The organism is Arcobacter sp. LA11 (genome assembly GCF_001895145.1).
In the GTDB taxonomy this organism is placed as follows: domain Bacteria; phylum Campylobacterota; class Campylobacteria; order Campylobacterales; family Arcobacteraceae; genus Halarcobacter.
The window spans coordinates 160,452-172,991 of the sequence record NZ_BDIR01000002.1 but is presented as its reverse complement, the minus strand read 5'-3'; the positions used below and the strand labels follow the sequence as shown (position 1 = coordinate 172,991).

The window sequence follows — 12,540 nt, the reverse complement described above, 5'->3', positions numbered from 1 at the left end:
AAGGGCTCACATGGATGATATTGAGATTAAAGCTTATCAAGAACAAATATCTAATCTCAATCGTCTTGTAGTTGAATTACAAAGAGATCTTTATAATCAAAAACAAAATATTGAAATTCTTGAAAATGATATTATTGATTTAGATAATCAAATGTATAAAGATTATAGATTCTTTTTTGAACAATCTCCAAATATCTTAATTATATTAGACCAATTTGGAAAAATAAAAAATCTAAATGAATCTGCACTTAGCTTTTTATCTAAAAAAAAATATATAATCCTTGAAAGTTCTTTTAGAAGTTTTTTAGATCAAATTGTATTTAGTGAATATACAACACAATTTAGGAACTTTATAAAAGATGAAAAACGACAGTCTATTATGTTCTATTTTTTACAATTGAAGAATAAAACTTCATTTACTTTAACTCTAAAAAAACTTCATGATAAAAAAACAGACCAAAGTAGACTTATTATTGGGGTGATACATCCTTACGATGAAAGTGATTCACAAAATTCAAACTATCTATCTCATATCGTAATTGATCAACTTAAAGATGGAGTTATCATCACAAATGAGAAAGCAGAGATTCTAAAAGTAAATAATGCCTTTACAGAAATAACAGGATATTCAACATCAGAAGCTTTAGGACAAACACCAAGGTTATTAAAATCAGGTAGACACTCTATGGATTTTTATAAAAAAATTTGGTATGACATTGAACATCATGGATGGTGGTCAGGAGAGATATGGAATAAAAGAAAAAATGGCGAAGTTTTTCCAGAATGGCTACAAGTAAATAGAGTAATCGAACCCGTTACAAAAAGAATTTTTTTCACATCAATTTTTTCAGATATTAGTGAAAGAAAAAAACATCAATTAGAATTAGATAGATTAGCTCATTATGATACGTTAACAGGTCTTGTAAATAGACACTTTTTACAAATTTCTCTTTCAAATTTACTTGAAAAATCTGAGAAAAAAAATAGTAAAAATGGTATTCTTTTTCTAGATCTAGACCATTTTAAACAAATCAACGATATTTATGGACATCATGAAGGAGACTTATTATTACAAGAAGCTGCACAAAGAATCTTAGCAACAGTAAGAACAAATGATATTGTTGCAAGAGTTGGAGGAGATGAATTTATTATTGTACTTTCAAGAATCCAAAGTGAAGAATTTGTATCTAAAATAGGAAACTCTTTAGTTAAGGAACTTAGAAAACCATTTTTTATTAATAACAATGAACATATAATTGGGGCATCTATTGGAATAGCTATTTCTCCTTTACATGGTACACAAATTGGTGAATTAATGAGTAGAGCAGATTCAGCTATGTATAGAGCAAAGAAAAGTGGAAGAAATCAAGTATCTGTATTTAGACCAGAAGATGAAAAATTCATAAAAGAAAAAGACACTTTCAAAAATATTCTTTTAAAAACGATTAATAACCCGTTAAAAAGGAAACTAGAAGTATATTATCAACCTATTATAAATATTGAAGATAGCTCATTATACTCTTTAGAAGCACTATTAAGAATTGAAGATGAAAATGGTAATTTTGTCAATCCTGAAGAAATTATATCAATAGCAGAATCAGAAGGCTTAATAACTGAACTTGGAGAAATTATATTTGAAGAAATCTGTAAGTTTTATAGTCAAAATATAAAAAACAATTATAAAATAGTTCCTATAGCTATAAATATATCAATTTTACAACTTATAAAAGAGACTTTTATAGAATCATACAATGATATTGCTCTAAAATATGATTTAGATATCAATAATTTTAACTTTGAAATTACAGAAACAAGTGCTATGGAAAACCTTGAAAATCTTCAATCAACAATCAATAACCTTTGTAACCTTGGTTCAAAAATATATCTAGATGATTTTGGTACAGGCTATGCTTCTTTATCACAACTACACAATCTTCCAGTAAATGTAGTTAAGATTGATAAATCTTTTACCTTTAGAATAGATGAAGATCAACAAGCAAGAAATATGGTAAAGTCTATGATTTATATGGCACATGGTATTAACTGTAAAGTTGTTATAGAAGGTGTTGAAACTAAAAAAAGCTTTGAATGGTTAAAAAGTATAGAGGCTGACTATGTTCAAGGGTATTATTTTTCTAAACCTTTAAAAGTAGAAGAAATCAGAGAAAAATTTCTTCTAAAATAACTTATTGAACAGTGTTAATAGTTATTAAAAACTCTGTTTCATTTTCTTTACTTCTAGCTTCAATAGAAGAGTTGATTTTTTCTAAAATTGCTTTAACTAAATAAAGCCCTATTCCTGTTCCTTCTTCTTTTGTTGTAAATTCCTTCTCAAAAATCTTTTTAAGAGTTCGCTTAGAAATACCACCAGCATTATCTTTAACATGAATTTTTACAGAATTATTTTCTTCTGTTGCAGAAATATTAACATATCTATTTCTAGTATGATTTTCTTGGTGAGCTTCAATTGCATTTGTAATAAGATTTACAAAAACGTTTATTAGTTCATTTATATAAACATTAATATGAATTGATTCATCAACATCCATACTTAATCTAACCCTTTTAGCAATTAAAGTATCTTTTAAAAGAATTTTAACACTACTAACAAGCTTGATTAGATTCACTCTTTCTAAATTTTCATTTGGTCTTAAAAAGTTTCTGAATTCTCTTAATGTACTAATTAAATGATCAATATTATTTTTGATTTTCCCTGAGTAATCTTCTACATACTCTCCATTAACTCTGTTTTTTTTATAATCTCTTTTTAATAAATCTGCTTGAACTCTTATATTTGTTAAAGGAGATGCCCATTGATGGGCTATAATATCAATTAATTCTCCCATAGATGCAAGTTTTGATTTCTCTTGAAGAATCTTTTGATTAAAAATATTTTTTGCAACCTCTTCTTCTACTTTTTGTTTCAAATTTTCTTTAAATTTATACTCTTCATCTATATCTATTATAGATAAGAAATATATTTCACCCTTACTTGGATAAGGAATTGCTTTTAACCTAAATCTCTTTGATTCAGAATCTACGCATTTTAAAAATACTTCCAAATCTTTTTTTAAAAATTCTTTTAAATTTATCCAATCTAAAAAATTAGTTTTACTTGAATTTTCAACAAGATGAAAAAAAGTTTTTATTCTCTTATTTATATCAAAATATTCTTTTGCTAATAAATTTGAGTCAATAATTTTAAAATCTTTATCAATAGTAAAGTAACAGATAGGAGAATAGTTAAAAATACTTCTTAGCTCTTCTTTTAATTTACTTAGTTCTTGATTTGTTGAATATAGTTCTTCATTTTGGGTTATAAGTTCAGTATGATAAATATCAAGTTCTTGTGTTATAGTTTGGATATCTTTAATTTCTAAAACACTGTTTTTTTTATCTAATCTAGCTTTTATATTATTTATTAATTCTTGATCCATTTGCTTTAAAAGCCTTAAATTTTTGAAATCATCCTATCCTTAATTTATTTTTATCTTCCTTAATTAAAAAAAAAAATTTGGTTAGTTTTTATACAGTGCATATAACTTATATACTTTTGTTATAGCCCTTACAGTAAATTATTGATTTTATTGAGATATGACATTTTCATCATATCTTCCATTTGATTATTAGAGATATATTCATACCCAAAGACATCTTTCCATAAAGACTCATTTTCCATACACAAATAAAAATAAACATCTTTATGCCATGGTTTAAAAGTATTATAAGCATGTTTAAACATCTCTCTTTTTATATCTAAAGAATAAGATTGTTTTCCATTTGCATCTTCAAAAGGCATTTGTAAAATCTTTGATTTAAAATTTCTACTTCTTATTTTATTTATAACTGGCTTTATAAAAGTAAGTGTTCCTAAAGATACAAGAGCTACTTTTTTTGGATTAAAACTATCTATTAAGGTCTTATAAACCACAGCATACTCTTCTAAATAGTTTTCATATTGAACTATTGGATGAAAATGAAAACCAACAAGAACACCTTTATCACTAATCTCTCTAGCAGCTTCTATTCGCTCATTTAAAGAAGCTGCTAAATGTTCCTCATTTTCAATTATTGTAGGAGTATTTAAAGACCAAGTACAAATAATATTTTTAGGAACATCATTTTCTAAAAAGTATTTTATATTATTTGATTTAGTTTTAAACTCAAGTATTACATTTGGCCATTTTCGTGCAAATTCAAAAAGAGCATCTAAAATCCCCTCTTTATTCCCCCACATAAGAGAATCAGAACTTTGTCCTGTTCCAATATGATATGTTTCATTAGGATCAAGTTGAAGAGTTTTTAGATTTTCTTTAAAGTTTACATCAAAACCTATCTTATCTTGATTGTAAAAAGATTGAATAGAACAATAAGAACAATCAAAACCACAAGATTGAACAGCATCTAAAGTTAGAAGATTACAACATCTAGTATTAGGGCTAGCAACAGGACAAGAACCTAAAGCAGCCTTTTCTCCTTCAAATTTAGTAAAAGAAAACTTTCTTACATCATCTTTATAAAGTTCTTTATCAAACTTTGAATATGAATTTGGGGAATCTTTTAAAGCTTGCCATTTCTTTCTTATATCATTAAATGCATTTTTTCTATTTGAATATTTCTCTTTAAATATTTCAGAAATATCATCTTCATGCCACATTTTAAAATCAATTGCAAAATCAATAATTTGTTTTAACTCTTGATAAGAAAATTCGTACTCAAATGCTTTTTCTTTTATAAAGTTTTGAGAAGAAAGAGGAAGATTATTTAAATTAGTTTTTTCTATTAATGATTCAAATTTTTCTTTATAACTCATAGATACTTTTTCCACGTATCTAATGAACTATGAATTAAATCAATAACAAAAGACTTTTCTGGAATTTTTGCTTCTAAATAATCAGATACAACTTTAAACGTATAAATATTATTACAATATTTTTTTGAAATTTCTTCAAAATATTTTGCTTCCATATCAACTAAAAGTGTTTCTAAATTTTCATCAGTTTCTAAAGGAGCATCAACAGTAGTTAAAGAAGCAAAGTTTATGCCAAATAGTAACCTATTTGTACAAAAAAATGTTCCTATTTTTACAGAACCATCAGAACATCCAGCAATTCCTATATTGATTGCTTTTTCTATTTCAAAATTTTCATAAATAAATTCTAAAGATTTTTTACAATTATCTTTACCAATACCAGATACTATTAATAAATATTTATCATTTTCATCTTTATATAATTTATTACCCTTAGGTAAATTTTGGACAGACTGATCTTGTTTAAGTTTTAAAAAGTTAATTAATGGTTGGGCTTCGGGGAGTAATGCAGTATAAATTAAAGTTTTAGACATCTAAGTAAAACTAAGGCTTTTGCCTTAGTTTGATTACTTTTTAAGTTCTTTAATTCTAGCAGCTTTACCAGTAAGACCTCTTAGGTAATGAAGCTTAGCTCTTCTTACTTTACCTCTTCTAACTACATCAAAAGATTTTAATGAGTCAGAGTATAATGGGAAAATTCTTTCTACACCAACAGAATTTGCTCCAATTTTTCTTACTGTAAAAGTAGCTGATGTACCTTCACCACTTCTAGCAATAACTATACCTTCGAAAGTTTGAACTCTTTTTTTCTCACCTTCTTTAATTTCTACACCAAGTCTTACTGTATCACCTGCTCTAAATTGAGGGATCTCTTTAGACTCCATTTGCGCCGCTTCAAAGCTTGCAATATATCTATTCTTCATTTCGTTTCCTTATTAGGTCTATAATATTTTGTTTTACAAATTGACATCTGGAATTTTAAGTCGGAAATTTTACTATGATTTCCCTTTAAGAATTCTTTAACCACACTTAAATTTTGGAAATTTTCAGGTTTTGTAAAAGATGGAGCTTCTAGAAGATTATTTTCATAGCTTTCCATTACCAAAGAATCGGCATTTCCTAAAACTCCATCTACATTTCTAGAAATTGCATCAGCCATGGTTAAAGATGGTAATTCTCCACCTGTTAATATGAATTCTCCAATAGAAAATACTTCATTTGCGTACTTTTCTATAACTCTTTCGTCAATTCCTTCATATCTACCACTTACAAAAACTATATTTTTCTTTTTTGCTAGTCTTTTTGCATCATTTTGTTTAAATGGTTTTGCAGCAGCAAGAGGAAAGATAATATAGGCATCTTCATTTTCTTCTTTTATTTTATCTAAACAATCAAAAAGAGGTTGACATGTCATAAGCATCCCTGCTCCACCACCAACCATTTGAGAATCAACTTTTAAATGTTTATTAGTAGTATAATCTCTTGGATTATAAAACTCATAACTTATAAACTCTGCGTCTACTGCTCTTTTTAAAATTGAATCATAAAAATATGGCTCGATAAGATTAGGGAAAAGTGTTACAAACGTAAATTTCAAACTTGACCTTATTTTATTTTTGTTGCAATATTAGCCTATTTTTATTAAAAAAAAAGACCTCCGTATATTATTAAGCTCTTTTTCGATAAATTACACAAAATATATCTTATGAAAGGAAAACAATGAAATCGCCTAAAGGTTTTGGAAAAAACTATTTTACATTTGCTAGTATACAAGCACACGCTGTTCAAAGTAAAATGCAAAACCTAATAATAAAGGCTGAACATACTCTATGTAACAACAACTCTAGAGAATGTGCTGAATATGATGAAAGTGACCCTCCACTTGAAGAACTAACATTATGTTTACAACAAAATTTTAGTAAACCATGTCACTGTGATTGCTTTTTTAAAATAAAAACACAACTTACAGTAACACTTTTTAAATTTATTCCCCGATGCCTTTATTATTGTAAATTTTTTGCATTTAGACGCACAGGAGTACACCCACCATTACTAACTTTAATATCAATTTTAAAATAAAACAAAAAATATTAAATATTAAGGAAATATAGTAATGTCAAAATCATATGTAATAGGTTTTCCAAGAATTGGAGAACAAAGAGAACTAAAAAAAGTATTAGAGAGTTTTTGGGCAAATAATTGTTCATTTAATGAAGTACAAGAAGTAGCAAGTAAATTAAAAGCACGTCATTGGGAATATCAAAAAGATGCAGGTATTGAATATATAAGTTCAAATGACTTTTCACTTTATGATAATATTTTAGACACCTCTATCATGTTAAATGCTATTCCAAATAGATTTAAAAACTTAAGAGGTGAAGAATTATATTTTTCTATGGCCAGAGGAAATGACACTACCGTTGCTATGGAAATGACAAAATGGTTTAATACAAACTATCATTATATTGTTCCAGAATTAAGTTTAGAAGATGAATATAAATTAAATGCTTCAAAAATCATTAATGAATATAAAGAAGCAAAAACACTTGGGATAAAAACAAAAATCAATTTAATAGGTCCTATAACATTTCTGGGACTTTCAAAAAGAGTTGATAGAAAAGACCCCTATGAATTACTTGGAAAAATTCTTCCAGTTTATGAAGAACTTTTAAAAGAGATTGCAAAACTTGATGAAGTTGTAACAATACAAATTGATGAACCTATATTTGCTAAAGACAATGAAGTAAAAGTATTAAGTCTTATAAAACCAGTATATGATAGATTATCAATTGTTACTAACAATTTAAAAATTATTGTTACAACATATTTTGAGCACTCAAATGAGGCAACTAAAATTTTAGTTACAACTCCTATTTGGGGAATTGGTCTTGACTTCTTATATGGAGAAGAAAATTTTGAATCTTTAGCAACTATTGCAAGAAATAAAAAGAAATTAATTGCAGGAGTTGTAGATGGAAGAAATATTTGGAAAAATGATATTCAAAATAGTCTGTCAATATTAGGAGAGATTTCAAAAGTTATTGATAAAAATAATTTGATTATTTCATCATCTTGTTCTCTTCTTCATACTCCATTTTCATTAAAATATGAAGATAAAATGGATGAGAATATTAAAAATTGGTTAAGTTATTCAGTTGAAAAGTTAGAAGAAATTAAACTTATTTCTAAAATCTTTTATAATGGTGTTAATTCATTAGACGATAAAGAAACAAAAGTTTTTGAAGGAAATATTCATGCTAACCATGATAGAAAAACATCTAAAATCATTCATGATGAAAAGGTACAAAAACGAGTATCAAACTTTTCAAAACTTCAAAGAAATGGAAAATATGAAGATAGAATTAAAGTTCAAAAAGAACTTTTAAATTATAAAGACTTAGCAATTACTACAATTGGTTCTTTCCCTCAAACTCCTGAAGTAAGAACAGCAAGAAGAGACTATAAAAAAAACACTATCTCAAAAGATGAATATGAGACACAAATGAAAAACTATATAAATGATTGTATTTCATTTCAAGAAGAGTGCGGTATAGAAGTTCTAGTTCATGGAGAACCTGAAAGAAATGATATGGTTGAATACTTTGGAGAACAACTAAAAGGTTATGGATTTAGCCAAAATGGTTGGGTTCAATCTTATGGAAGTAGATGTGTAAAACCTCCATTTATTTATGGTGATATTAGTAGACCAAAAGCTATGACAGTTGATTGGATAACTTATGCACAAAGTAAAACTAAAAAGATTATGAAAGGTATGTTAACAGGTCCTGTTACTATTTTAAATTGGTCATTTGTAAGAGATGATAAACAAAAAGATGAAGTTTCAAAGCAAATTGCAATTGCTCTAAGTGATGAGATTGATGATTTACAAAATGCCGGAATTAAAATCATACAAGTTGATGAAGCAGCATTTAAAGAAGGTTACCCTTTAAGAAAAGAAAAAATAAAAACTTATGAAGATTGGGCTGTTAGAGATTTTAAAATTGCAGTAAGCTCCGCAAAAGAAGAGACTCAAATCCATACTCATATGTGTTACAGTGAATTCAATGACATTATTAAAACAATTGAAGCAATGGATGCAGATGTAATATCAATAGAAACAGCAAGAAGTGGGAATGAACTTCTAAAAATATTTAAAGAAGTAGGATATAAACAAGAAGTAGGTCCTGGAGTTTATGATATTCATAGTCCAAGAGTTCCCAGCGTAGAAGAAATGGTTAAACAAATCAAGCTTTTACTTGAGGTACTTCCTAAAAAACAATTATGGATAAATCCTGATTGTGGGTTAAAAACTAGAAAATGGGAAGAAACAAAACAAAGTCTTCAAAATATGGTTGAAGCAGTAAATTATATAAGAAAGGAAAATAGATAGAGCTTCTAGCTCTATCTAAAAATAGTTTTTATTTAAAGAAATAAAAACTGTTTTTAGATACTATTATAGACAATTAAAATGAAAAGCAAAAAAATGATAACTATAAGCAATATAAAAGAAGCAGAAAAAAACTTAGATGGTGTGGCACTAAATACTCCTTTTTCAAAAGCTCCTATTTTAAGTGAAACATTCAATAGTGAAATATACTTTAAAAAAGAAAATTTACAACTAACAGGAAGTTTCAAATTAAGAGGTGCCTTTAATAGAGTTGCAAACTTATCTCAAGATAAAAAAGATAGAGGTGTAGTAGCAGCAAGTGCAGGAAATCATGCACAAGGTTTAGCATATTCAGCACAACACTTTGGATGTGAAGCAACAATTTTTATGCCAGAAGCAACTCCATTAACAAAAGTTTCGGGAGTGAAATCTTACGGAGCAAATGTAATACTTCATGGTGAAAACTTTGATGAAGCATATGAAGCTGCAATGAAATTCTCTGAAGAAAAAAATAAAGAGTTTATCCATCCTTTTGCAGATGATGATGTAATTGCAGGACAAGGAACAATTGCAATTGAGATACTTGAAAAAGTACCAGATTTAAAACAATTAATTGTACCAATTGGTGGAGGTGGATTAATTGCAGGAATTGCAATTGCAGCAAAAAGTATAAATCCAGATATCAAAATCGTTGGTGTTGTAGCAAGCGGTGCAAAAGCTATGAAAGAATCATATAGATCACAAATACCAATTGATTCTGTTGCAGTTAGAACTATTGCAGATGGTATAGCTGTAAGAGATGTAACACCAAAGCTTTTAGATATTATTATTGATTATGTAGATGACATAGTTGAAGTAAATGACAATGAAATTGCAAATGCAATTCTATTTTTATTAGAAAAACATAAACTAGTTGTTGAAGGTGCAGGAGCAGTTGCAACAGCTGCAATTATGCATGAAAAAGTAGAAATTGAAGATTCTAAAGTTTGTGCAGTTATTAGTGGAGGAAATATTGATGTAACTATGCTTTCTCAAATTATTGAAAAAGGTTTAGTTAAATCAAATAGAAAAATGAATCTTGTAATAACTCTAATGGACAAACCAGGTTCTCTTACACATTTAACTGAAATTTTTAAATTATGTTCTGCAAATATAGTTCAAATTGATTATGATAGAAATTCTATTAAGTTAGAATTTGGGGAAGCCCACATAACAATTGCCTTAGAAACAAAAGGTGAAGAACATCAAAAACTAATAAGGGAAAAATTGAAACAAAATGGTTACAGATTTAAGCAAATCTAGTTTTCATTTTGTGCATTTATAAAAAATTTAGTAAACAAAATATATAATGTTCAGTATATTTTAGTCAAAGAAAGAACATAAAAGGAAGAAAATGGAAGGAAGACTGTTTACATTCTTAGGTGCCATCGGTGGACACGGGCAAGAATGGATTATCTTATCACACTATGTTTTAGTGATAGGAATTTTACTATTAGTAGTTAACTCTGCAACAAAAAAAATGCAATTAGTTCCAACTGGAGCACAAAATGTTTTAGAAACATTCATTGGGGGAATAGTAGCAATGGGTGCGGATACAATGGGAGAGACAAATGCTAGAAGATATTTACCATTAATTGGTTCTTTAGCTTTAGTTATTTTTGGTGCAAATATGATTGGTATTATTCCAGGTTTTGAATCACCTACAAGTAATATCAACTTTACTTTAAGTTTAGCACTTATTGTTTTTGTTTACTATAACTATGTTGGTATTAAAATAAATGGTTTCTACAACTATTTTAAACACTTTATGGGACCTATGCCTATTTTAGCTCCTTTAATGTTTCCTATTGAAATCATTTCTCATATTTCAAGAATTATTTCATTATCATTTAGACTTTTTGGTTCAATTAGAGGAGATGATATGTTCCTTATGGTACTTCTAATGTTAGTACCTTGGTTACTACCACTTCCTGGTTTCTTTTTATTAACAGCGTTTGGTGTTCTTCAAGCGTTTATCTTCAGTATATTAACTTATGTTTATATTGCTGGATCTGTTATGATGGCAGAAGAAGACCATTAAGAAATAAAAAACTTAATACACACAAGAGGAAGGAGCTTTCGTTTCTTCCTTTTTTTATGTCTAAATTTTTTACTACTATTTATAAATTAAAGTTTTTGGTTTAAAAACTGCCCAAGAAAACCAAAAATGATCCGCATGAACTATAGGTTTTAATTGTTTACCTTTTAGCTTTCCATCAATAGCAAGGCCAAAAATATTCCAAGTGGATTTTGTATTTCTATCCATAAATTTTCCATTTTTATGAAAAAAATCTAATTTTTTATCATCTAAGAAATTACTGTACACTGTATACGAACCATCATCTTTAGAGTCTCTTATTAAACTTCTATCTAAAGCTGCATTCGTTCCTTTTTTATAAAATAATACTAAGTCTAAATCTTTATCATTGTAAACAATATCTTTTTTTAATGCATCATAAGTATATGCTTTATCAACATCATTCAAAGATAATGTTAAAACTTTTTGCATAGGTCTTAATCTACTATCAGACTTCTTATCAAAAAGAAACGGCGTTTGATTTATATCATCATATCCAGAATATGGGTTTCTTCCATAATCTCTATTAAAACCAGTATTTTTTGAAAGGATTTGTGCATTTGGGAAATTTGTATATACATCTTTAAAACTAACCAAGGAAGAAGCTACAAATTTCAATTGTTTTTCAACCATTTCACCTACAATTCCTTCTCCTGTAAACTGTTGCCATAGAGATTCTGTTTGTCTATCATACATTACTAAATCAGAATTTCTTAGAAGTCCTGATGTTCCAAAGTCATATTCAACACCATCTAAAACTCTATCAAACACAATTGCAGAATTACATAAGGGACAAAAAGTTACTGATATTTTTTTATCAGCTAAAGTATCATTTACAATTTCATGCCACATCAATATAGAAATAGGATAAGCTTTTACTTTTTTATCTATCTCTAAAAAAATTACAGGTTCTTTATCTCCAATCCAACTTTTTGCTTTTTCAACCGATATAAATTTTGGATTATCAATTGGAGGAATACCATCACGAGAGGGACCACCACTTAATAATTCATCATAAGAAATCACATGTTTTTTCCAATTAGTATTCCAACCTAAAGTTTTAAATTTTAAGTCTAAACTTCTATTATCAGTAGTATCATAAGAAAATGCTAAAGATAAAGATATCAAAATTATAAAAACTAGTCTCATAACATACCCTTTATTTTAATATAAACTATTATAGAATTCTTATATAAAGAGAATGTAAAGGATTAAAAATAATAC

11 protein-coding genes are annotated in these 12,540 nt (G+C 27.5%); 5 read left to right on the top strand and 6 right to left on the bottom strand.

Features of this window, described 5'->3' with window-relative positions; genetic code table 11:
* The first annotated feature begins 10 nt into the window (after nucleotides 1-10).
* Nucleotides 11-2,185: an EAL domain-containing protein gene (locus tag BT997_RS02820; RefSeq protein WP_072679921.1), complete on the top strand. Its 2,175-nt coding sequence runs from the start codon at nucleotides 11-13 to the stop codon at nucleotides 2,183-2,185.
* A gap of 1 nt (nucleotide 2,186) precedes the next feature.
* Here BT997_RS02820 and BT997_RS02815 read toward each other — a convergent pair whose 3' ends face one another.
* The 5 genes from BT997_RS02815 to trmD form a co-directional block, all read right to left on the bottom strand.
* Nucleotides 2,187-3,437: a sensor histidine kinase gene (locus BT997_RS02815; RefSeq protein WP_072679919.1), complete on the bottom strand. Its 1,251-nt coding sequence runs from the start codon at nucleotides 3,435-3,437 to the stop codon at nucleotides 2,187-2,189.
* Between the two features lie 128 nt (nucleotides 3,438-3,565).
* Nucleotides 3,566-4,813 (bottom strand): spore photoproduct lyase family protein, encoded by a 1,248-nt coding sequence (locus tag BT997_RS02810; RefSeq protein ID WP_072679917.1) that lies wholly within the window; start codon nucleotides 4,811-4,813, stop codon nucleotides 3,566-3,568.
* Nucleotides 4,810-5,346: a hypothetical protein gene (locus tag BT997_RS02805; RefSeq protein WP_072679915.1), complete on the bottom strand. Its 537-nt coding sequence runs from the start codon at nucleotides 5,344-5,346 to the stop codon at nucleotides 4,810-4,812. The genes BT997_RS02810 and BT997_RS02805 overlap by 4 nt, the downstream gene beginning before the upstream one ends.
* Before the next feature lie 33 nt (nucleotides 5,347-5,379).
* Nucleotides 5,380-5,736: a 50S ribosomal protein L19 gene (gene rplS / locus BT997_RS02800; protein ID WP_072679914.1), complete on the bottom strand. Its 357-nt coding sequence runs from the start codon at nucleotides 5,734-5,736 to the stop codon at nucleotides 5,380-5,382.
* On the bottom strand, nucleotides 5,733-6,410 hold the full coding sequence (gene trmD / locus BT997_RS02795; protein ID WP_072679913.1) for a tRNA (guanosine(37)-N1)-methyltransferase TrmD: 678 nt from the start codon (nucleotides 6,408-6,410) through the stop codon (nucleotides 5,733-5,735). The genes rplS and trmD overlap by 4 nt, the downstream gene beginning before the upstream one ends.
* 122 nt (nucleotides 6,411-6,532) lie before the next feature.
* On the opposite strand from trmD, the gene BT997_RS02790 reads away from it, so the two are divergent.
* From BT997_RS02790 to BT997_RS02775, 4 genes are all read left to right on the top strand, one after another.
* Entirely contained in the window at nucleotides 6,533-6,892 is a 360-nt protein-coding gene (locus tag BT997_RS02790) for a hypothetical protein (protein WP_072679912.1), read from the top strand.
* A 34-nt stretch (nucleotides 6,893-6,926) separates the two neighbouring features.
* Nucleotides 6,927-9,203: a 5-methyltetrahydropteroyltriglutamate--homocysteine S-methyltransferase gene (gene metE / locus BT997_RS02785; RefSeq protein WP_072679911.1), complete on the top strand. Its 2,277-nt coding sequence runs from the start codon at nucleotides 6,927-6,929 to the stop codon at nucleotides 9,201-9,203.
* 93 nt (nucleotides 9,204-9,296) lie between these two features.
* Complete coding sequence (ilvA, locus tag BT997_RS02780) at nucleotides 9,297-10,502, top strand: threonine ammonia-lyase (RefSeq protein WP_072679910.1); 1,206 nt, start codon at nucleotides 9,297-9,299, stop codon at nucleotides 10,500-10,502.
* A gap of 91 nt (nucleotides 10,503-10,593) precedes the next feature.
* A complete protein-coding gene (locus BT997_RS02775; RefSeq protein WP_072679909.1) occupies nucleotides 10,594-11,280 on the top strand; it encodes a F0F1 ATP synthase subunit A in 687 nt (228 codons plus the stop codon).
* 75 nt (nucleotides 11,281-11,355) lie between these two features.
* Here BT997_RS02775 and BT997_RS02770 read toward each other — a convergent pair whose 3' ends face one another.
* Nucleotides 11,356-12,465 (bottom strand): DUF3179 domain-containing protein, encoded by a 1,110-nt coding sequence (locus BT997_RS02770; RefSeq protein ID WP_072679907.1) that lies wholly within the window; start codon nucleotides 12,463-12,465, stop codon nucleotides 11,356-11,358.
* Between the last annotated feature and the right edge of the window lie 75 nt (nucleotides 12,466-12,540).